General features: G+C 54.7%; 15 protein-coding genes and 1 tRNA gene. 7 read left to right on the top strand and 9 right to left on the bottom strand.

What is annotated here, in order from left to right:
* Window positions 1–248 precede the first annotated feature (248 nt).
* Complete coding sequence (eptB, locus tag IV433_RS15490; RefSeq protein WP_195814888.1) at window positions 249–1,928, top strand: kdo(2)-lipid A phosphoethanolamine 7''-transferase; 1,680 nt, start codon at window positions 249–251, stop codon at window positions 1,926–1,928.
* A gap of 102 nt (window positions 1,929–2,030) precedes the next feature.
* Window positions 2,031–2,107 (top strand) — tRNA-Pro (locus IV433_RS15485).
* An 89-nt stretch (window positions 2,108–2,196) separates the two neighbouring features.
* On the opposite strand, the gene IV433_RS15480 is transcribed toward IV433_RS15485, so the two are convergent.
* Both IV433_RS15480 and IV433_RS15475 read right to left on the bottom strand, forming a co-directional pair.
* A complete protein-coding gene (locus IV433_RS15480; RefSeq protein WP_195814887.1) occupies window positions 2,197–2,676 on the bottom strand; it encodes a type II toxin-antitoxin system YhaV family toxin in 480 nt (159 codons plus the stop codon).
* 6 nt (window positions 2,677–2,682) lie between these two features.
* On the bottom strand, window positions 2,683–3,027 hold the full coding sequence (locus IV433_RS15475; protein WP_195814886.1) for a type II toxin-antitoxin system PrlF family antitoxin: 345 nt from the start codon (window positions 3,025–3,027) through the stop codon (window positions 2,683–2,685).
* Window positions 3,028–3,871: 844 nt separating this feature from the next.
* Here IV433_RS15475 and dppA point away from each other — a divergent pair.
* The 5 genes from dppA (at window position 3,872) to dppF (ending at window position 9,663) form a co-directional block, all read left to right on the top strand.
* Window positions 3,872–5,479: a dipeptide ABC transporter periplasmic-binding protein DppA gene (gene dppA / locus IV433_RS15470; RefSeq protein ID WP_195814885.1), complete on the top strand. Its 1,608-nt coding sequence runs from the start codon at window positions 3,872–3,874 to the stop codon at window positions 5,477–5,479.
* 200 nt (window positions 5,480–5,679) lie between these two features.
* Window positions 5,680–6,699 (top strand): dipeptide ABC transporter permease DppB, encoded by a 1,020-nt coding sequence (gene dppB / locus IV433_RS15465; RefSeq protein WP_195814884.1) that lies wholly within the window; start codon window positions 5,680–5,682, stop codon window positions 6,697–6,699.
* Between the two features lie 10 nt (window positions 6,700–6,709).
* Window positions 6,710–7,624 (top strand): dipeptide ABC transporter permease DppC, encoded by a 915-nt coding sequence (gene dppC / locus IV433_RS15460; protein ID WP_195814883.1) that lies wholly within the window; start codon window positions 6,710–6,712, stop codon window positions 7,622–7,624.
* A gap of 10 nt (window positions 7,625–7,634) precedes the next feature.
* Window positions 7,635–8,660, top strand: a complete 1,026-nt coding sequence (dppD, locus tag IV433_RS15455; protein WP_195814882.1) for a dipeptide ABC transporter ATP-binding protein — start codon at window positions 7,635–7,637, stop codon at window positions 8,658–8,660.
* Entirely contained in the window at window positions 8,650–9,663 is a 1,014-nt protein-coding gene (gene dppF, locus IV433_RS15450) for a dipeptide ABC transporter ATP-binding subunit DppF (RefSeq protein ID WP_104923792.1), read from the top strand. The genes dppD and dppF overlap by 11 nt, the downstream gene beginning before the upstream one ends.
* Before the next feature lie 130 nt (window positions 9,664–9,793).
* Here the strand turns inward: dppF and IV433_RS15445 are convergent, their stop codons facing one another.
* From IV433_RS15445 to IV433_RS15415, 7 genes are all read right to left on the bottom strand, one after another.
* On the bottom strand, window positions 9,794–10,807 hold the full coding sequence (locus tag IV433_RS15445) for a glycosyl hydrolase family 8 (RefSeq protein WP_195814881.1): 1,014 nt from the start codon (window positions 10,805–10,807) through the stop codon (window positions 9,794–9,796).
* Between the two features lie 9 nt (window positions 10,808–10,816).
* Window positions 10,817–11,296 carry a cellulose biosynthesis protein BcsD gene (bcsD, locus tag IV433_RS15440; protein ID WP_195814880.1) on the bottom strand — a complete coding sequence of 160 codons (480 nt, stop codon included), beginning with the start codon at window positions 11,294–11,296 and terminating at the stop codon, window positions 10,817–10,819.
* 18 nt (window positions 11,297–11,314) lie between these two features.
* Window positions 11,315–15,268 (bottom strand): cellulose biosynthesis protein BcsC, encoded by a 3,954-nt coding sequence (locus tag IV433_RS15435; RefSeq protein ID WP_195814879.1) that lies wholly within the window; start codon window positions 15,266–15,268, stop codon window positions 11,315–11,317.
* Between the two features lie 85 nt (window positions 15,269–15,353).
* Entirely contained in the window at window positions 15,354–17,843 is a 2,490-nt protein-coding gene (bcsB, locus tag IV433_RS15430) for a cellulose biosynthesis cyclic di-GMP-binding regulatory protein BcsB (protein WP_195814878.1), read from the bottom strand.
* Complete coding sequence (gene bcsA / locus IV433_RS15425) at window positions 17,840–19,939, bottom strand: UDP-forming cellulose synthase catalytic subunit (protein WP_152323658.1); 2,100 nt, start codon at window positions 19,937–19,939, stop codon at window positions 17,840–17,842. Before bcsA ends, bcsB begins: the two co-directional genes overlap by 4 nt.
* A 29-nt stretch (window positions 19,940–19,968) precedes the next feature.
* On the bottom strand, window positions 19,969–20,772 hold the full coding sequence (gene bcsQ / locus IV433_RS15420) for a cellulose biosynthesis protein BcsQ (RefSeq protein WP_195814877.1): 804 nt from the start codon (window positions 20,770–20,772) through the stop codon (window positions 19,969–19,971).
* The gene (locus IV433_RS15415) at window positions 20,763–21,641 is read right to left on the bottom strand and encodes a cellulose biosynthesis protein BcsO (RefSeq protein ID WP_195814876.1); all 879 of its coding nucleotides are present in this window, start codon (window positions 21,639–21,641) and stop codon (window positions 20,763–20,765) included. The genes bcsQ and IV433_RS15415 overlap by 10 nt, the downstream gene beginning before the upstream one ends.
* Between the last annotated feature and the right edge of the window lie 54 nt (window positions 21,642–21,695).

Below are 21,695 nucleotides of genomic sequence, written 5' to 3'. Positions count from 1 at the left end.
TCAGCGCCTTCACCAGGGAGCTGTGAGTGTACCAATAAGAAGAAAATGACAAGGGGGCTTCGGCCCCCTTTTTCGTGCCGCAAACAAATGCAAAAATGATCACGTCCCGCCTGCAAGGCACGCCAGACGCAGAACTTTCCGGAATTGTGTATATAAACGTAATCTCGGCATTATCTGTGAACTCGCCTCGCACAATCATGTCACAATGATTCAGAATTTTAAAAAACACATTTGGAATGTAACGTTTTATGAATAGAGTGAAGACTCTATCGCAGCAAAATATCTCTTTATTGTTAGCGATTTACATTGGCATATTCCTGAACGCCTCGGTGTTCCAGCGCCGTTTCGCCGCGTTAATCCATCAGTTCACACCCACTGAGCTGATTCAGGCGATCACGGAAGTATGCGCCATCGTCCTGTTTACCTTCTTTGTGCTGCGTTTGCTGTCGCTGGGCGGAAAAATGTTTTTCCGCGTGGTGGCCAGTTTGCTGGTGCTGATTTCCGTCGCCGCCAGTTATTACATGATGATGTTCAATGTGGTGATCGGATACGGCATCGTGGTGTCCGTGATGACGACGGATATCGATCTCAGTAAGGAGATCATCGGTCTGCCGCTGTTTATCTGGATGGCGCTGGTCAGCGCTTTACCGCTGGTTCTGATCTGGAAAAATGATCTGCGGCAGACGCTGATTGAGCAGATGAAAACGCCGGGACAGCGACTGCTCCCGCTGGGCGTGATGCTGGCGACGGTTCTGCTGGTCTGGCTCCCTCTGCGTTCGCTTGACCACGCGCAAAGCGTCAACGAGAAAAAAACCAACATTGATTTGCCAAGTTACGGCGGCGTTGTGGCGCACTCGTATTTGCCGTCTAACTGGCTGGCTGCGCTCGGTTTATATGCTTACACGCAGGTCGACGAAAGCCAGGACGCTGGTAATTATCTGGATCCGGCCAAAGAGTTTACCTACGTGCCGCCGGCGGATATCGACGATACCTATGTGGTGTTTATTATCGGCGAAACGACCCGCTGGGATCATATGGGAATTCTTGGGTATGAGCGCGACACCACGCCGCGCCTGTCAAAAGAAAAGAATCTGGTGGCATTTCGCGGGACATCCTGTGACACCGCGACCAAGCTTTCGCTGCGATGCATGTTTGTCCGTGAAGGCGGAACAGAAGACAATCCGCAGCGAACCCTGAAAGAACAAAATATCTTTGCCGTGATGAAATCGCTGGGTTTCACCTCGGAGTTGTTCGCGATGCAAAGCGAGCTGTGGTTCTACAATAATGCGGATACCAATAACTTCTCTTTCCGCGAAATTATTGCATCAGAGAAGCGCAACGACGGTAAACCGGTCGATGACATGCTGCTGGTGAATGAATTACAGGAATCGCTGAAGAACCATCCGAAAGGCAAACATCTGGTGATCCTGCATACCAAAGGCTCGCATTACATGTATTCCCAGCGTTATCCGCGCAGTTATGCCCGTTTTACCCCGGAATGTATGGGCAACACCTGTAGCAAAGCCGAGCTGATTAACGCCTTTGATAATAGCGTGTTGTATACCGATACCTTTATCGACAGCGTGATTGATCAGCTGCGCGATAAAAAAGCGCTGGTGTTTTATGCCGCCGACCACGGTGAATCTATCGATGAAAACTCACACCTGCACGGCACGCCGCGTGAAATGGCACCGCCGGAGCAGTTCCGCGTGCCGATGATCGTCTGGGCTTCGGATACTTTCCTAGAACAGGCTGATCACAAGCAGGCGTTTGAGCAGTTACAGGCGCAGCAGCGGGTCGGGGAGAAGAAGCGCCATGTCGAACTCTTCGATTCGATTTTGGGCTGTCTGGGATATACGTCGCCAGACGGGGGTATTAACCCGGCGAATAACTGGTGTGCAAAACCTCAGGCTGAACAGAAGCTTTAGGCTATTTTGACGGCGCATCGGATGATTTATGGTCAGTCAGCATTTAAGTTTTAAAAAGCCGTTGACGCTCTGAAACCGCCGCAGTAAGATGCGCCCCACTCGCGGCGAGTAGCGCAGCTTGGTAGCGCAACTGGTTTGGGACCAGTGGGTCGGAGGTTCGAATCCTCTCTCGCCGACCATATCCCGATCTGATGATGCAGTTAATCCTCAGACAACAAAAAGCCCGCAGCCTTATGGTTGCGGGCTTTTTGTTTTGTACGAAGAAAAATCAAATGATTTCTTCCGCCATTTTTTCCCCGTTTGCGGCTTCAAGCAATGCTGCCCAGCTGTCCGGCGGCTCGCCACTTTTAAGCATCTTGCGAAAAACACGGTACACGTCCGTTTTACTTTCATAGGCACGTAATTCTTTATCGTCATTTACCCACGCATAAATGATGATTCGGGTTCTGAGGTTATAGCGGAAAAAAAGGCGGTATTGCTGGAAGAATTTTGCTCTGAACCAATGAGAAAACTCACCCCCTAATGTATCGCCTTGCCGAAATTCCACTCGCGCAGGATCTTGTGGGATGACTTCATGCATCAGCTTATTGATCGCTGCCAGTCTTTTGGAGGCGTTTTTGGTTTTGTATCCCACCGGATCTTTACGGCGGAGCTGAATCACCTGGTCAGTGAGTTTTTGTATTTGCTGTTGGATCAACGGGTGAGACAGCAGGGTCCATCCATTAACCTCAATTGCCTGATTATGCATAATCCATTACTCATCATCGTCAGAAAGCGGACTGTTCAGGTCGGCATCTATGCCTGCGGTCAGCACATTGATTTTTTCATGCATTGCTAAGGTGAGCGGTTGCAGATTTTCCGGGTTATTGAACATATCCGCCTCAACGAAATCCAGAAAGGCATTGATAACCGGATCACTGTGTTCTTCGAGCTGCCTCGAAATAACCACCTGTCCGTCAGGCAACACTTTGTATTGAATGCGGTCATTCTCGGTGAGGTTGAGTGCTTTGCGTATCGCTGCAGGAATGGTGGTCTGAAAACGACGAGTCACTTTTGATTCCGCTTCAAGTTTGATTCCCCAAGTGGCTGAGGCAGACATAAGTGCGGTTCCTTGTGATGAATAATTGAACGATGCGGCAGCGTAATGCAAATGCATTGCCAATGCAATTGCATTGCTTTTTAATTTTCAGTGCATCCAAACCACTTCAGTTCCATCCTAAAACCTCTGACGGGTGACAAGCTTCACAGTCTTGCAAAAAATACGCCAGGATTTAAAAAGTCATTAACACATTAGTTTCAATCCATTTCCGCCCTATACGGTCCTGATGCCGGAAAAACAGGCGATTTTTGTACGAATATTCGTCTGCACCACGATCGCGCATTTGCGCTATTTTGGGGGCTTTTCAGGGAACAGAAGCCAACTTGCTTTCTGACGAGTCGGAGCCGTTTGCCGCACTTCCCAGCATTTTCCGCTGGTTTTCACCCCGATCTCAAAAATAACCGTTCATATATTCATCATTTAGCCAGAAATTTTTAGGGATTTAAAATGGGCGAAACCCCCAGGAATATTCTTTTACATGGCGGATTGTGTGGGTATTGGACGTCATGACTGAACATTCATCCTGCATTCGTTAATAAAATGTTTTTTTATGTTTGTTTGCTGTTACTCACAGTCTGTGTAAATGCCTGATGGTTATATTGACGTCAAGGATAGGAGTTGCCAAATTGATAGCCCCAAGGAAGACCAGTGATTATTTCCGGTAAGGTTTTGTAAAGCCAGCTTTACAGAACGCAGGAAAAAAATGGCAGTTCACCATGCTCTGGTTGGACTTATTGCAGCGCACGAGCAAACACAGTCACCCGCAAATAAAAATAAAGGGTGACGTGAGCTGTAAAACACAACACACACATCCACATCACCATTAATCGATGGAGCAGAAGCGATGACAATCTCTTTAGGTAAGTCGGGGCTACTGAAATTCAGTATGGGCCTGATTGCGCTGACCGTTGCGGCCAGTGTCCAGGCAAAAACGTTAGTCTATTGCTCCGAAGGTTCACCTGAAGGCTTTAACCCTCAGTTGTTCACCTCCGGCACCACGTATGACGCAAGCTCCGTGCCTATCTACAACCGTCTGGTTGAGTTCAAAATCGGGACCACAGAAATCCAGCCTGGTCTGGCAGAGAAGTGGGACGTTTCCGCTGACGGCAAAACGTACACCTTCCATCTGCGCAAAGGCGTGAAATGGCAGGATAACAAGGACTTCAAACCGACCCGTGATCTGAATGCGGACGACATCATTTTCTCCTTCGAACGTCAGCTGGATAAAAACAACGCTTACCACGGCGTTTCCGGCGGCAGCTACGAATACTTCGAAGGTATGGGCATGGGCGATCTGATCAACAAGATCGTGAAAGTGGACGACAATACCGTGCAGTTCGTCCTGAACCGCCCTGAGTCTCCATTCCTGGCTGACCTCGCGATGGACTTCGCTTCCATTCTGTCTGCGGAATACGCTGACAACATGCTGAAAGCGAAAACCCCTGAGAAAGTTGACCTGGATCCAATCGGTACCGGTCCGTTCCAGCTTCTGCAATACCAGAAAGATTCGCGCATCCTCTACAAAGCCTTCCCGGGCTACTGGGGCACCAAGCCGCAGATCGACCGTTTAGTCTTCTCCATCACGCCTGACGCCTCCGTGCGTTACGCGAAATTGCAGAAAAACGAATGCCAGGTCATGCCGTACCCGAACCCGGCTGATATTGCGGCAATGAAGAAAGATAAATCCATCAACCTGATGCAACAGCCAGGTCTGAACGTGGGTTACCTGTCCTTCAACGTTGAGAAAAAACCGCTGGATGAAGTGAAAGTGCGTCAGGCGCTGACCATGGCTGTGAACAAAAAAGCCATCATCGACGCGGTTTATCAGGGTGCTGGCCAGCCAGCTAAAAACCTGATCCCACCAACAATGTGGGGCTATAACAAAGACATCGTGGATTACCCGTACGATCCGGCTAAAGCCAAAGAGCTGCTGAAAGAAGCAGGTCACGCAGACGGTTTCACTATCGACCTGTGGGCAATGCCAGTACAGCGTCCGTACAACCCGAACGCACGCCGTATGGCTGAAATGATCCAGGCTGACTGGGCGAAAATTGGCGTGAAAGCCAACATCGTGACTTACGAGTGGGGCGAATACCTCAAGCGTGCGAAAAACGGTGAGCACCAGTCTGTGATGATGGGCTGGACCGGCGACAATGGGGATCCGGATAACTTCTTCGCGACCCTGTTCAGCTGTGCCGCTGCGAAAGACGGTTCCAACTACTCCCGCTGGTGCTACAAGCCGTTTGAAGATTTGATCCAGCCAGCCCGTGCTGAATCTGATCACGCCAAACGTGCAGCGCTGTACCAACAGGCTCAGGTTGTGATGCATGACCAGGCGCCTGCGCTGATCATCGCTCACTCCACTGTGTACGAACCTGTTCGTAAAGAAGTCAAAGGCTATGTGGTTGATCCGTTAGGCAAACACCACTTCGAAAACGTCTCAATGGAGTGATCGCCTGCTGAATAACCCGGGAGCTGCGTTGTGTGGTGCTCGCAATCTTCGCCTGCCTGAAGGTATGTCTTGATTGCTGTGCACCTTCGCCTTGCTCGCGGGCCATTCAGTACAGCCTTGATTCTCAAGAAAGAAATGTGAGCCACAATAAGCCCGGAGCGCTACGGTTCTCCGGGCATTTTATACAGAGAGTACGGGATATGTTGCAGTTCATACTCCGACGTTTGGGGTTAGTTATCCCAACGTTTATCGGCATTACTTTGCTGACTTTTGCCTTCGTACACATGATACCAGGCGACCCGGTCACCATTATGGCAGGCGAGCGCGGTGTTTCCCCCGAGCGTCATGCCCAGCTAATGGCAGATATGGGGCTCGACAAGCCTCTTTATCAACAATACTTCAAGTACGTGAATGGGGTGCTGCACGGCGACCTGGGCACGTCATTAAAAAGCCGCACGCCTGTCTGGCAGGAATTCGTGCCGCGCTTTAAAGCCACGCTGGAGCTGGGTATCTGCGCGATGATCTTTGCGATCATTGTCGGTATTCCTGTCGGGGTGCTGGCGGCAGTGAAAAGGGGCTCGATATTCGATCACACGGCCGTGGGAATATCGCTGACCGGCTATTCAATGCCCATATTCTGGTGGGGGATCATGCTGGTTATGCTGGTCTCGGTGCAATGGAATCTGACGCCCGTATCGGGGCGAATAAGCGATACCGTCTTCCTCGACGACAGCCTGCCGCTGACCGGCTTTATGCTGATCGACACGCTGTTCTGGGGCGAACCGGGTGATTTCGTGGATGCCGTCATGCACATGATCTTACCGGCTATCGTTCTGGGCACCATTCCGCTGGCGGTGATTGTGCGTATGACCCGTTCTTCCATGCTGGAAGTGCTGGGTGAAGACTACATCCGTACCGCGCGAGCCAAGGGCGTCAGCCGTATGCGGGTGATCGTCATTCATGCCTTGCGTAATGCGCTGTTGCCGGTCGTGACCATCATTGGTTTGCAGGTCGGTACGCTGTTGGGCGGCGCCATCCTGACGGAAACCATCTTCTCCTGGCCTGGACTTGGCCGGTGGCTGATTGACGCACTCCAGCGCCGCGACTATCCGGTCGTGCAGGGCGGGGTGTTGCTGGTCGCTACTCTGATCATCGTGGTTAACCTGCTGGTAGACGTGCTCTACGGCGTGGTCAACCCGCGTATTCGCCACAAGAAATAAGGGGCGCACAATGTCTCAAACCACTGAGCCAGTCGCTAACGAGTTAGTGACGGCTGCGCCAGCGCCGATGCCGCCGATGCGCGAATTCTGGCACTATTTTAAGCGTAACAAAGGGGCCGTTACCGGTCTGGTTTACATCATCATCATGCTGATCCTGGCGGTTGGCGCGAACTTCATCGCCCCGCACGCACCGGCTGAACAGTTCCGCGATGCGTTGCTGCGCCCGCCGGTCTGGATGCAAGGCGGCAGCTGGAAATTCCTGCTGGGCACTGACGACGTGGGCCGCGATATTCTTTCGCGTCTGATGTACGGCGCGCGTTTATCGCTGCTGGTCGGATGTCTGGTCGTGGTGCTTTCCCTGATCCTCGGCGTGGTTTTCGGCCTGTTTGCCGGTTACTACGGCGGTGTCGTGGACGCCATCATCATGCGCGTGGTCGATATCATGCTGGCCCTGCCAAGCCTGTTGCTGGCGCTGGTGCTGGTGGCGATTTTCGGTCCGTCGATAGTCAACGCCTCGCTGGCGCTGACGTTCGTCGCCCTGCCGCACTATGTCCGCTTAACCCGCGCGGCGGTGCTGGTGGAAGTGAACCGTGACTACGTGACTGCTTCGCGCGTCGCCGGTGCCGGTTCTGCGCGCCAGATGTTCATCAATATTTTACCTAACTGCTTAGCGCCGCTGATTGTTCAGGCATCACTCGGCTTCTCCAACGCCATCCTCGATATGGCAGCGTTGGGCTTCCTCGGGATGGGCGCACAGCCGCCAACGCCTGAGTGGGGCACCATGCTGTCTGACGTTTTACAGTTTGCTCAAAGTGCCTGGTGGGTCGTGACCTTCCCGGGTGTGATCATTCTGTTGACGGTGCTGGCATTTAACCTGATGGGTGATGGCCTGCGTGATGCCCTCGACCCTAAACTCAAGCAGTAAGGGGTTGGAGATGGAAACAACATTAACGAATGACGTTCAGGTCGGTAAAACATTGCTGACCGTGGACAAACTCTCCGTTCACTTTGGTGACGAAGGTACGCCGTTCCGCGCCGTAGACCGTATCAGTTACAGCGTGAAGCAGGGCGAAGTGGTCGGGATTGTCGGTGAATCCGGCTCGGGTAAATCGGTCAGTTCACTGGCGCTGATGGGGCTTATCGACTTCCCCGGCAAAGTGATGGCGGAAAAACTGGAGTTCGGTGGCCGCAATCTTCAGGGGATCAGCGAAAAAGAGCGCCGTCAGATTGTCGGTGCGGAAGTCGCGATGATTTTCCAGGATCCGATGACCAGCCTGAACCCGTGCTACACCGTCGGTTTCCAGATTATGGAAGCCATCAAGGTGCATCAGGGTGGCAACAAAAAGACCCGGCGTCAGCGCACCATCGACCTGCTGAATCTGGTCGGTATTCCTGATCCGGCTTCGCGTCTCGACGTGTATCCGCACCAGCTTTCCGGTGGGATGAGCCAGCGTGTGATGATCGCGATGGCAATCGCCTGTCGTCCAAAATTACTGATTGCCGATGAGCCGACCACCGCGCTCGACGTGACCATTCAGGCGCAGATCATCGAGCTGCTGCTTGAGCTGCAACAGAAAGAGAACATGGCGCTGATGCTGATCACCCATGACCTGGCGCTGGTGGCGGAAGCCGCGCATCACATCATCGTGATGTATGCCGGTCAGGTGGTGGAATCGGCCAAAGCCACGGAGATTTTCCGTGCGCCGCGCCATCCGTACACTCAGGCGCTGCTGCGCTCGTTGCCGGAATTTGCGGCGGATAAAGCCCGTTTGCAGTCATTGCCGGGCGTGGTGCCGGGTAAATACGACCGCCCGAGCGGTTGTCTGCTGAACCCGCGCTGCCCGTATGCAACTGACCGTTGCCGTAAAGAAGAACCTGCGCTGCGTGACCTCGCGAACGGGCGTCAGTCGAAGTGCCATTATCCGCTGGATGATGCCGGGAGACCTACTTATGAGTCCTGATAACACCCAACCGCAGCCGCTGTTGCATGCGATTGACCTGAAAAAACATTACCCGGTGAAGAAAGGGATGTTCGCCCCGGAACGTACCGTAAAAGCGCTCGACGGTGTGTCTTTCACGCTGGAACGCGGGAAAACGCTGGCAGTGGTCGGTGAATCCGGCTGCGGAAAATCCACGCTGGGCCGTTTGCTGACCATGATCGAAGTGCCAACCGGCGGTGAGCTTTATTATCGCGGTCAGGATTTGCTGAAACCGGATGCCACGGCAGAAAAGCTGCGTCGTCAGAAGATCCAAATCGTGTTCCAGAATCCTTACGGATCGCTGAACCCGCGCAAGAAAGTCGGTCAGATCCTCGAAGAACCGTTGCTGATCAACACCAAACTGACAGCGGCCGAACGCCGTGAAAAAGCGCTGGCGATGATGGCGAAAGTGGGCCTGAAAACGGAACACTACGACCGTTATCCGCACATGTTTTCCGGCGGTCAGCGTCAGCGTATTGCTATCGCCCGTGGTCTTATGCTGGACCCGGACGTGGTGATCGCCGATGAGCCGGTTTCCGCGCTCGACGTTTCTGTCCGTGCGCAGGTGCTGAACCTGATGATGGATTTGCAGCAGGATCTGGGGTTGTCCTACGTCTTCATTTCTCATGATTTGTCCGTTGTGGAACATATCGCCGACGAAGTGATGGTGATGTACCTTGGCCGCTGCGTGGAGAAAGGCTCGAAAGACGCCATCTTCAGCAACCCCCGCCATCCGTACACACAGGCGCTGCTGTCCGCCACGCCGCGTCTGAACCCGGACGAGCGCCGTGAGCGCATCAAACTGACCGGTGAGCTGCCAAGCCCGCTGAACCCGCCAGCCGGTTGCGCGTTCAACGCCCGCTGCCGCCGCGCGTTCGGCACCTGCAAGCAGTTCCAGCCACAGCTGAAGCAATACGGTGATCAGCTGGTCGCCTGCTTTGCCGTCGATCAGGATGAAAACGGAACCACGCAAACCGTCGCGTAATTCTGATGGATTTGCAGAAATGAAAAAGCCCGCGAAAGCGGGCTTTTTTGTGGAAACTTATTGCGTATATACAATAACTACAGCGCCAATTTATTGCATATATACAATAAATTGGCCTGCAATAAATCCCTTAACCTTTATGACTCGCCCACCAGCTCAGCAGCTGGAGGCAGGAAGAATAATAGTCATCCTTCGGTGCCAGAGTCGGGCTGATGGCGCTGGTGTTTGCCATGGTGAAATCACGGATGGCTAACAGGCCCGGCGACATGTTGTAGCTGGCTTTGGTGCCGGTCATGACGTCAATCCAGGCCGGTGTCGCGGTGCGCGGAGATTTCTGCCACCACAGAATAAACGGCGCCAGCTGCGGGCTGCCAGGATGTGCCCAGCCGAGATACAGCGGGATACGCACAGCGTCATAGCTGAAACGCGTTGGCCAGCGGGTGGCCGGTTTCATCGTGCCGTCTGCCTGCATATCGACCCAGTCTGTCGGCAGGCGGAATTCACCAAATGCCATTTTGCTGAGCATCGCGGTGCCGCTTTCATCCAGATCTTTCCACACTTTTAAATGGCTGCGCGCAAAAAACGACTGCCAGGCGGGGAAGATGAAGTAAGACGGGTTGACCGTGATATTGCTGGTCTGATTGAAGCCTGATACGCCCGGCAGCATCACTTTGTAGCCCGCGTAATCAATCACATTATGTTTAATCAGCGCGGCCTGCAATTTGTCAGAAGCCTGGGTATAGCGGGATTCATTCCATTTATCCCCCGCCAGCAACAACGCCCAGGCGATGAGCGTATCGCCGTCAGAGGCGTTATTCTTGTCCGCGACATGGACGCTGCTGTTCGGGTCATAGCGCCATGAGTAGAGGCCGATATCTTTACGGTAAAGCGTTGTATTTGCCCACTGCCACAGTTTGTCGAATGTCGCCTGATCGTCGTTGAACACGGCCAGCAACATGCTGAAACCCTGGCCTTCTGTGTGGCTGACGTTTTTATTGGCGGTATCAATAATTCGACCGTCTGGCATCAGAAAGCGGCTTTTATAAGCCGACCAGCCTGCATCCTGCGCCATTACTGAAGAACTGAAAAATGCAACAATAAGGCTGAACCACAGCACCAGGCTGTAGCGCCGAAATAACCACATATAAATTCCTTACAAACCATTTTGATAGCGGAAAACAAAGGCGCCTTCCGGTGTGCTTTCCTGCCAGCGCAGGGGAACATAAGGCTGCCCGCCTTGTGATAACAACCACTCAGCATACAGACCTTCAAACAACGAAATCAGGGCGATACGCCACAATTCGTCATCCTGTCCTTGCGGCGACACCGGCCAGGCAATATGAACCAGCGCGAGCTGTTGCTGAGTGGCTTCCAGCTTCACCACACCCCAGTCAAAATGGCTGAGAATGTGGTTAATGTTATCTTCCAGTTCACCCAGCGTTGAAGAAGCCGGTAACGCATGCTGACGCGCCAGATTATTGCCCATCAGTGTGATAAAACGACGGCCATCTTCATCGTCGGCCGACGCCAGAATACCTGAAAAAAGCACCTGCACCAGGCTTTGCCAGCCTGGTGTGGTGTGACGCTGGCGGTAATATTCCTGCGCAACTTGTGCATAGTTCTGTTCTTGCATGGTTTTATTCCACCGGTGTTAATTTTGGCCCATCAGGTAACGGAAGTAGACCTGCGCGGTGCTTTCGTTGTAATCACCGAAAGTATCGTAGCCAACTTTTCCGCCAATCTGCATATTTTTATTCAGATGGTAGTTACCGCCAACGCCTGCGTTCCAGCCGATGCCATTTTGCGTTTTCCCGCCGTAATACGCTTCGGTGCCGTAGCCTTCTGCGACCAGATCTTCCAGCTGTTTCTGCAAGTCCGGGTTATTCGGGAAGTACGCACTCTTATCCTGAGAATAGGACTGATAGCCCACGGCGCCTGACAGTTTCAGATCCCAGTCGTCATACTTCTGGGTGTATTCCACCGGGAAGGAGACGCTGACGTAGTTCTGCGGGCTGAAGTAACCGCCCTGACCGTAGGAGTAGTAGCTGAGGTTCTTGTCGAAGTTCATGTAACCGACGTTGATCCCCGTTTTCAGCTCGCGGTCGTCATAACGATACGGACGAACGTACAACCCGGCGTTGGCATTTACCGACTGGTTGCTCTTCACGTTGTTACCCAGATAGCTGTAGTAACCGCCTTCGGCATAGAAACCGGCGTCGCCGTCATCGTAGGACAGATTAATGCTGCCGCCGTTTTTGGTGACCTGACCCCAGGTTTTGCCGCTGTAGTTATCTTTGGTGCCGACATAAGACAGAATGCTGTCGGTGACCGCACGACGCTCAGCCGTCAGGCGCAGCGTGGTGAAATCAGTCAGTTTCGGTGCCCATTGCACACCACCGACCAGTGAGTTCAGATCCTGTCCGAGCGGCGTACTGCCGATATCCGCTTTATAGCTGTCGCCGGTCAGCGCGGCGTTCACTTCTACGCCGGTCGCGCTTTGGTTGCCTGCATCCGGAGCGCTGTAGGTTGTTGGGTCAATACTGTTAATTGTGCTGTAAGCCGAACATGTCGCTGCATCGCCAGTGCTCGCACATGCCGTGCTAAGGTCATTAGCAGTGATGCTTTTCCTCAGATTAGCCAGACTTAATGTAGGATCCAATCCCGCTGCGACAGCTGCCGCTGCCACGTCTTTCTGCGCCGACTGTGCCTGCGCCAGAGCACCCTGACCAAACCGGGTATTGCCGGTGCCGGACGGGCTGCCTGCGCTGAGGGAAACCGGCGTGACGCCGATGCTCAGACGCGACGTATCAAACGGCACGAAAGCAAAGGTCATTGGCGCTTTCGCTTCGGTCAGCTGGCTGAGGCCGCTTTCACCGTCACGCCCGCGAATCGACATATCGCCCTGCGCCCAGGTCGCGGTTTTGCCCTGCAAATCGTCGAGCATGTCGTCGATCTGTTTTTCCGTTGCGGTACGCTGCGCGACGGCGGTTGGTACGGCAGGTGTCGGAATATTACCCGGCACCGGAACCTGATCAGAGACCTGCCATGGCAATACGGTGCCGTAAGAAGATTGTGTTGCCGGACGGCCCGGTGAAGTCCGGGTTGAGCGGTTGATAAACGGGTTGTCGCTGATCTGCAACCCGGCCACCTGCGCCGTGCTGTCTGCGCCTTCCAGACCAATCATCTTGCCCTTCGCGGAGCGCAGCAACGCCAGCGCCTGCTGGTGATCGCCCTGCGCTTCGGCCACGCGGGCTTCGAGTAACAAACGGTCCGGCGTACGTTCGCCGCGCAGGCCGGTTAACAGTTCCTGCGCCCGTTTGTTATCGCCTTCGCCCAGCGCGACATTGATGGCACCGACGCGTGCATCCTGCGTCGGCGTATCGTTCAGCATCAGATAGTTATAAACCTGACCGGCCTGTTTATTGAGTTTGCCGGACTGATAAAGGCGCGCCATCGCCAGCATCAGATCGCGGTTTTGCGGATCGGCCTGAAGTGCGACGACCAGTTTGTCGTAAGCGGCGGCGTACTGACCTTGCTCACGCAGCTGATCGGCCTGAGTGATCACGTATCCGTTACGCAGATTGGCCAGCGCGGTTGCGGATGTGCCGGACTGAATTTGCGGATTTTGCAGGAAAGCCTGAGCTTCGTTGCCCAGACCGGCGGAATTGAGCACGGTGATCTGATCGGCATAATCGCCCGCATTGCCGTTCACCCCCTGACGCATGTTCTGGCGAACCAGCTGCACGGCCAGCGGTACTTGCCCGGTGGCGGCGAGGTTTTTTGCCAGCGCGCCGACATCGGCGGGCGCCGTTGGCGGGTTCTGCGCCAGTGCGCGCAACGTATTGGCGGCCGCGGCGGTATTGCCCTGTTGCAGATAATTTTCGGCATCCGCCATTTGCGCATTGAAGTTGGCGCGCTGCGCCAGTTCACGCATACCCTGATTCTGGCTGCTGCGCGGAATGCGCGAGAGCAGGGCGTTGGCGGTGGCCCAGTTTTTGGTTTCGGATGCAAACAGCGCGGCGGCGTAAAGGTCTGCCGATGACGCGCCCGGACGCGAAGACGGCGCCATGATGGACTGCGCTTGTGCGGTCTGTCCCTGCGATTGCAGAATGCGCGCCATATCCAGTTTGACCCAGACGTTAGACGGCTGACGTTCCTGCGCCTGCTGAAGAATATTCAGCGCGCGCTGCGGATCGTTGTTGGCGACGGCCTGCGCGGCCTGCCGGCGCATCGGTTCGATGACGTCGGCCACGGTCGGCGGATTCATCTTCGCCTGCAAACTGGCTGGCAGGGTTTTCAGAACCTGATTGGCTTCCGCCGTTTTGTTTTGCTGACGCAACACGTAGAAAAGCCCGGCGCGGGCGTCGGCGTTGTCACCGAGTGCGCTGTACTGCTGTTCCGCACCGGCCAGATCGCCTTTGCGGCGCAGAATATCTGCACGCAGTAAACCGGCTGACTGGCCTTTTTCTCCGCCGACTGACGCCAGCGGGGTGACGGCGGCCAGCGCGGCGTCATAACTGCCGGACGCTGCGGCGGCTTTGGCTTTCGCCAGCTGGGCGTAAAACGCAGAATCCTGCGCCTGATTGCTCAGCTGCGCACTGTTCGCGCCGCCCTGTGCGGCGGCTTTGCTCAGATACTGCGACGCTTCTTCAAAGTTTCCGCTGCGCTGCGCGATGTAACCCAGACCGGCCAGTGCATCGGCGTCGTTCGGGTTATCGGCCAGCACGCTTTCAAACTTGGCTTTCGCGCTGTTGACGTCGCCGCTGTTCAGCGCCGTAAAGCCCTGACCCTTCGCCGCGCCGCCAATGTTTTTCTGGAAGTACGCCATCACGGCGGTGTCATTCGGATGACGCGCCTGATAGCCCTGATACAAATCGCGGTCATCTTCCTGCGGTGCCATCCACAACAACGCCTGACGCAGCGAGCGGTCAGCTTCGGTGCTGGAACCGGCCATCGTGCTCAGCAGTTTGATCCCGTCGCGGCGGGTCGATTCCTGATACGTCAGCACTTTGCCTAATCCGAGGCGCGCCTGCGTGTCGTCCGGACGGGCGGCGACGCGCTGCTGCAATCCCTGAATGGCCTGCGGCTGGAGCGATTTGTCGCCCGCCATGGTCAGGTAATATTCGGTCGCCAGGCTGTCGAGCGGCTGGTTGCCGTTAAAAATAGTGCGGTAGGCAGAAAGCGCGCCGCTGACGTTCCCCTGCGCCGCCATCTGACGGGCAGACGCCAGCTGCGCCGGAGGAATAGACTGCATCGCTTTAGCGCTGTTGAGCGATGCCAGACGCGGGTCATCCGGCGAAACGCTGGACAGTTTCTGACGCCACTGGTTTGCCGCCGTTTTGTCGCCGCTTTGCATGGAATACAGCGACATCAGGTACAACGCCTGCGCGTTATTCGGCTCGACCAGCAGGACTTTCTGCAAGGCATCTTTTGCCAGATCATCGTGGGCGCGTTCATGCCAGTAAGCGGCCTGGTCAAACAGGGCTTTCATGGCCGGATTAGTGGTATCCGCCGCAAACGTGGTGGCACTGAAACTTGCAACTCCGGCGATCCCTACCAGATAAATAGCCCTGATCACCGCCAGGGACAGTTTATGTTTTTTCATTTTCCAGCTCCGGTAATCGCCAGGTTATAGCCGGGAGTAACGGCTACCTTCATTGTTATTGTTGTTCTTCTTAAGACGACGCTTTTCATTTCTGACCCAGACGTTTAGCAGCATGACGACGCAACACGACGAACAGGCTCAGGCCAATCAGCAGTGAAACCAGTGTGGCAATCAGCGAGAGGATCACGATATGCGTGCTGGCGTACCAGAGCACCATCATGTACCACGGCATCTGGCCGGTCGGGAATTGCTGCCCGACGGAGAAGCTGCGGATGCCATTTTCATCGGTAATAATCGCCAGATCGCCACGCACGTTGGCGTTGATTTTCGGCGATTTCAGGTCGTTATGAATTTTCAGCAGTTGCTGATCGTCCGTGCCCGTTGCGACGACCACGACGTGATCGTTTGACCAGCGTGAGCGGTAGCTGACGAAGCCGCGCCATGCGCCGGTTGAGGACAGATAACGGTCAGCATCCACCGGCTGGCGGTACCAGTCGCCGGTGAGCCAGGCCACGATACGCTGAACCTGCGTCGGCGTTTTCACGCCCATCGAACCGGCATTCACGCTGAACGGCGAATCGGCCAGTAACTGCTGGTTGAACGGCGTATCGCCCAGGGTGGTGACGGCCAGAATATCGCGGTCAAACAACGCGTTATTTCTTTCATCGCCTTTCAGGCCAAAGGCGACCTGCACGTGATTCACCGGTACACCCGTCGCTTTCCCGGCGCGTGCGGCCAGATTCAGCAGCGTGTGGATTTCATCGGCGGAAGGCATTTCCGGCAGCAACATCAGCGTGTCGGTGAAGTCAGCCAGTTTGGAGTACGGATAAGACGCACCGACGAAATACGACAGGTTCGGCAACTGTGCGAAATGGTAGCTTCCGCTCAGGTCGATGAAGGATTTCGGATCGATACGGCTCTTGATGTTGTCGCTGGTCAGAATGCTGCACGGCGCATCTTTTTTCGGCTTGATGTCGAAATAGAATTGCAGCTGGTTATCCCCGTAAATCAGGTATGGCGCGAGTTGCAGGGTATAACGTTCCTGACGGCTGTCACCGCCCAGGCGACGCCAGATGTTTTCCACCAGACCGACTTTGTTCACTGTCAGGCTGCGCAGGAAGTTGCTGTTGATGGACACATTGAGGCGCGAGCTGTCTTCATCAATCCAGTTTTCCGTCGGGAAACGGTAATCGATGCGCACCGGAATGTTGTGGCCATCCCACATGAACAGATCCGGCGCTGCGCGGAAGGCAACCTGAATGCCGTCGTGATAAATCCCGTTGGAAATCAGGGAGTCCGGATCTTTGCCTGCCAGTTCGCCCAGCGTGACCGGGCGCGAGGTATCAATCCAGCGCGGCGCGTCATACGGTTTGCTCGACGGAATGGTTTGCTGCGTAACATCCAGACGCTCGGCGTTGTTCGGCATTCCGCCGCTGATCAGGCGGTACGCGGCCTGACGCAGTTCGTTATCGTCATTGCCCAGCACCAGCAGCAGTTTATAAACCGGGTTGATCGGGTTATCGATAATCTGAATCGATGCGCCGTTGCTGGCTGGCAACGTCAGTGAACCGATTTTATCGCCCGGCTTACCAAACAGAATGCCGTTCTGGTCCGGTAAATCGTTCAGGATGACCGGGAAATCGACGCTGCGATAATCGGACAACATGCCGAGATAAGAAGAGACCATCGCCGCTGCGCTGACATCGCCGGGTTTCATCGCCGCGGAGAAGCCCATCGTAATTTTCGATTCCTGCATTTGCAGGCCATCAAAGAACGGACGCGGGAAGTTACCCAGATTGCGGCCAATATTCAGCTGCTGACCTTCCAGACCAATGCTGGTGGTCGGCAAAATGGTGACCCAATATTTGTCCGACTGATCTTTCTCGCAGGTCATGGTGTTGCTGTCATGCACGCGGAAGCTCAGGTTGTTGTTGGAGACCACCATCGCCGACGGAATATCCAGATCGTAAACATCGCCGCCGTTGCTGCTTTGATTGAGCGGCAGATTGCCCAGAGGCTGACCGTTAAGCATCAGTTCCAGCGTAGTATCGCGGGCAATCAGCGCCGGGGAAATTTTCAGTGCCAGCGACAGGTGGGCGTTGGTGACCACTTCATCGGCTGGCAGCGTAAAGATAATTCCGGACTGTAACTGGCCGCCGCTGAGGGTCAGGCCGTTGGTCTGCCCCATTTCAGCCACGGTAATAGTGCTGGTCACCGGCTGAACCAGCGGAATGACCGGCGCAGGGGCTGCCGACGGATCGGCAGCGGGCGCGGTGCTGCTGGTATTCACCGGCGTGGTGTCGGTCTGAGGTGCATCGCCCGCCGTTGCTGGCGCGGCAGGTGCTGCGCTGGTCGGTGCGCTTTCATCCGGCATCGGCGTGACAGGCGGCAACCATGATGGCGCAGCGGGCAGGCTGGTCGCCGGATCCACGGCAGGTGCTGCGGCGTCTTCAGCATGAGTAAAAGGCAGGCTGCTGAAGGTCAGCAGCAGGCCGGCGGAGATTTTCCTGAGCAGGGACGCGCCCGGCACAGCAGATAAAGGGCGTTTTACGGTCTGTTTACGTGGTCGATTCATGCTGCTTCACTCTTGCTGGTGGCGTCAGCGGGTTTATTTTTGGCACGGCGCTCTTTCCAGGTGTTGTAGAACAGCTCAAACACGCAACGGATAATGCTGACCAGAGATTTGAACGGGTTGTCCGGCGGATACTCTTCGCCAATCCAGGCGTCAGCACGGCATAACACAACGCGTACCAGCTCGCGGCGTTTCGACAGCGGCAGGTTTTCAAATTGCAGACGCAGGCGTTCTTTATTGCCGCTGATTTGCGTCACCGGGAAACTCTCTGCACCGGAAGAAAGCTGAATTTCCACTTCTTCAATTTCTTCGTCGATGTAACGCACATCCGGCGTCACCAGCTGCACGCCGCCCATCGACATATCAATTGTGGTGGTGCGCAGTGAAATCCCATTGGCGTAATGAATGATGGCCGGAATGGCGACATCAATACGGATGGTTTTACGCACCTGACGGGTTTCTTTCGCCACGGCAATCGCCGCCAGCAAAATCAGCACGCTGAAACTGCCCCATGCGACGTTCAGGGCGATAACGTTCGGATCGATGGCAAAGTAGTCATGGAAAATCGCGCGCACCACGCCGTAGCCAATGCCGATAATCATCAGAATCGCGACAATCAGGTGCGGTTTCACGATGTTGAAGTCAAAGAAGCCGACGTCCAGCAGGCCGCCTTTGTCGGTCACGTTAAATTTCCCGCGTTTTGGCGCAAACATCGTGACCAGCGTGGGCAGGATCAGGTGGAAAGCCATGACGGTTTCGTAGATTTCACCCCAGAACGTATAGCGGAACCGGCCATTCATGCGGGAGTTGATGTACAGCGACATCACCAGGTGCGGCAGCGCGTAAGCAAAAATCAGGCTGGCGGACGAGGAAATGATGTTCAGGTTGAAAAGCAGGAACGCCAGCGGGGCGGTCAGGAACACCACGCGCGGCAGGCCAAACTGGAAGTGCAGCATGGCGTTCAGATAACACAGGCGTTGCTGCCATTTCAGGCCACGTCCCAGAAGCGGGTTATCGACGCGGAAAATCTGCGTCATGCCACGCGCCCATCGGGTACGCTGAATGACATGCAGACCCAGACGTTCTGTCGCCAGACCGGCGGCCAGCGGAATATCCAGAAACGCAGTATTCCAGCCACGGCGCTGCATTTTCAGCGCGGAGTGCGCATCTTCTGTCACGGTTTCAACGGCAAAACCGCCGACTTCTTCAAGCGCCACGCGGCGGATAACCGCACACGAACCGCAGAAGAACGTGGCGTTCCAGTTATCGTTACCTTGCTGAACCGGGCCGTAGAACAGCGCGCCTTCGTTTGGCATGGTGCGGCCGGCGGAAAGGTTACGTTCGAACGGGTCCGGCGAGTAGAAATAGTGAGGTGTCTGGATCAGCGCCAGACGCGGATCTTTCAGGAAGCTGCCCACGGTGGCCTGTAAAAAGGCGCGTGTCGCAACGTGGTCGCAGTCAAACACGCAAATCAGCTCACCTTTGGTGAGTTTCATCGCATGGTTCAGGTTACCGGCTTTGGCGTGGGAGTTGTCGTTACGGGTGATATAACCCACGCCCGCATCGGCGGAGAACACGGCGAATTCGTCGCGCTTACCGTCATCGAGCACGTATATTTTGATTTTGTCTTTCGGATAATCGATACATTGCGCGGCCAGAACGGTATCACGCACCACATCCAGACTTTCGTTGTAAGACGGAATATACACGTCCACGGTCGGCCACAGGGTGGTGTCATCCGGCAACGGTTCGATGGTGCGTTTCAGTGGCCACGTGGTTTGCAGGTAGCCCAGCAATAAAATAATCCAGACATACAGTTCGGCGAGGAATAACCCGATCCCTAAGATGGCTTCTATCGTTGAATTAAAATGCAGTGTCTCTGTCGCGCGCCAGTAAATATAACGCGTCGACATAATAACGGACATGATGACCATGACCACACTGATACGGCGGCTCTTGCTGATACCGAGCAGGAATAACAGCCCGATGCTGATCAGACCAAAAATGTACTGTTTCTGGCTGTCCATAGGGGTGATGATGATCACTGCTGCCACCGGCAGCAGCAGAAGCACAAGTAAGGAAAACAGGAATTTATTCATCGCTTTGGGGTCGCTGTTAACAGTGATAGTTAATAACTGCCAGATTTAGGCGCGGCGTGTAATTCACCATCACCGACTTTAATCCCTAAAATAGCGGCGACTTTTTTGCTGATCAGTTCAATATCAAATGCCGAAGCCGATACCGGACTAAAATCAATAATAGAGCGCTGCGAGGCATTCGCCTCTGGCACACATTCATCCCTGTGGATCGTGCCTAATAATCTTTCGTTCAGACGTTGCTCAAAAAATTGCGTCACGTCGCGACTTAATGTCCGGCGAGTGTCACTTTGGTTAACGACGTAAAATTCACCTTTCTTATTATTTAAAGGCGTGCCAATTAATTTATTTTTTTCCATTAATGGCAATAAAGATAATGACGCGGTATCCGCTAACATCACCACAATATGTAAATCCGCAAGCGCCTGAACGGCTTTTAACGCCGGGCTCGGGCCGGGAGGAAAATCGGCGACAATAATTAAACCCGGATAATTCAGTACGGTATTTAATCCCCGCTGCAAGAAATGCGGATCGCTGGCTAACTGGTGTTCGAATTCCAGACGCTGATCTTCCGTCACTTCGCCGTAAGGTAATACAAAGGTATTTGAACCCGCCTTGAGAATAAACTGGCTCCAGTCGGATTCATTGCCTGAACCGGCGACAAAGCCGCGGGTATCGGAAATAGGCACACCAAAATGAAGGCGAAGGGCGTTTTGCACATCAAAATCGATGACCAGAACTTTGCTGCCACTGCGGGCAAGCGAATAGGCCAGGTTGGAGGCCACCGTGGTTTTTCCTACCCCACCTTTCGGTGAACAAACGCAAACTAACGGCATGAGGCAATCATCTCTAACAGGGGTTGAAGCGGTGTGTCGCGATGTAAATAGGCGCTGGCAGGCTGCGGAGCCCGCTGTTTAAACATTTGTTTAAAGCGCTGGTTAGCATCAGCAGACGCCGGGGACGCGGGTGTAGCAGGCGCCGTGCTGGTTGTGTACGCGTTGGCCGGTGCCGGTTTGTGTACCGGAGCCGGTTGATATGCCGGTGCCGCAGGCTGTACGGGCTGGCTGCGAACCGGTGCGGCCTGCTGAACAGGGGCTGGCGTGTGAACCGGAGCCGGCTGAACAGGCGCAGGTCGCGCAGCCGATTCCGGCATCACTTTACGCAGTGAATCGAGCAGACTTCCGCCGTTGTCAGGAATAACTGACTGGGCGTGGAACGTCGGCGCGGTGTGAACCGGCTGATGCTTTCCGGGCTGCGCGGCCTGCACGGGAGCAGGCTGTGGCGGCACCGGAGGCAGCGTTTCACGCAAGGCATCGAGCAACCCAAAACCCGCCGCGGGCGGAGGGACTTCCGATGACATCGGTGTGGCCTGATTTTGCTGCACCGGCTGTGCGGCCGCGGCTTGTGGCAACGGTTGCTGAGGCTGATTCACCGGGGATTGCGTGAAAGAAGGTTCACTCACCGGCTGCGACGCAGCGAGTGAAAACTCATCGGCAGAAATAGACTGAGGCGTGGGTTGTGTCGTGCGGCCATTGTCGAGTGGTCCGGCCGGATCTTCGCTGGCTGACACTTGTTTAATCAACGTCCACTGGTTCATAGAACCGGTAATGGATTCACCCGTTGATTTTTCGTTAAGCTCTTTATAATCAAGCTTTTCCAACTTCGTTTTATCCATAAAACGTTTAATGTCGTCATATTTATTCATAAATCCCGCCCGCTAGGATTATATATATCGGTGTTTTCTGGACGTCAAAACGAA

This window comes from Rahnella laticis (genome assembly GCF_015644585.1).
In the GTDB taxonomy this organism is placed as follows: domain Bacteria; phylum Pseudomonadota; class Gammaproteobacteria; order Enterobacterales; family Enterobacteriaceae; genus Rahnella; species Rahnella laticis.
This window is presented reverse-complemented; position numbering and strand designations above follow the sequence as displayed.

Excerpts from the sequence above, each read along its gene's own strand:
- bcsB (WP_195814878.1), bottom strand. The coding sequence starts at position 17,843 with ATGAATCGACCACGTAAACAGACCGTAAAACGCCCTTTATCTGCTGTG.
- dppB (WP_195814884.1), top strand. The coding sequence starts at position 5,680 with ATGTTGCAGTTCATACTCCGACGTTTGGGGTTAGTTATCCCAACGTTT.
- dppD (WP_195814882.1), top strand. The coding sequence starts at position 7,635 with ATGGAAACAACATTAACGAATGACGTTCAGGTCGGTAAAACATTGCTG.
- bcsD (WP_195814880.1), bottom strand. The coding sequence starts at position 11,296 with ATGCAAGAACAGAACTATGCACAAGTTGCGCAGGAATATTACCGCCAG.
- IV433_RS15435 (WP_195814879.1), bottom strand. The coding sequence starts at position 15,268 with ATGAAAAAACATAAACTGTCCCTGGCGGTGATCAGGGCTATTTATCTG.
- IV433_RS15475 (WP_195814886.1), bottom strand. The coding sequence starts at position 3,027 with ATGTCTGCCTCAGCCACTTGGGGAATCAAACTTGAAGCGGAATCAAAA.
- dppF (WP_104923792.1), top strand. The coding sequence starts at position 8,650 with ATGAGTCCTGATAACACCCAACCGCAGCCGCTGTTGCATGCGATTGAC.
- dppC (WP_195814883.1), top strand. The coding sequence starts at position 6,710 with ATGTCTCAAACCACTGAGCCAGTCGCTAACGAGTTAGTGACGGCTGCG.
- dppA (WP_195814885.1), top strand. The coding sequence starts at position 3,872 with ATGACAATCTCTTTAGGTAAGTCGGGGCTACTGAAATTCAGTATGGGC.
- bcsQ (WP_195814877.1), bottom strand. The coding sequence starts at position 20,772 with ATGCCGTTAGTTTGCGTTTGTTCACCGAAAGGTGGGGTAGGAAAAACC.
- IV433_RS15415 (WP_195814876.1), bottom strand. The coding sequence starts at position 21,641 with ATGAATAAATATGACGACATTAAACGTTTTATGGATAAAACGAAGTTG.
- IV433_RS15480 (WP_195814887.1), bottom strand. The coding sequence starts at position 2,676 with ATGCATAATCAGGCAATTGAGGTTAATGGATGGACCCTGCTGTCTCAC.
- bcsA (WP_152323658.1), bottom strand. The coding sequence starts at position 19,939 with ATGAATAAATTCCTGTTTTCCTTACTTGTGCTTCTGCTGCTGCCGGTG.
- IV433_RS15445 (WP_195814881.1), bottom strand. The coding sequence starts at position 10,807 with ATGTGGTTATTTCGGCGCTACAGCCTGGTGCTGTGGTTCAGCCTTATT.
- eptB (WP_195814888.1), top strand. The coding sequence starts at position 249 with ATGAATAGAGTGAAGACTCTATCGCAGCAAAATATCTCTTTATTGTTA.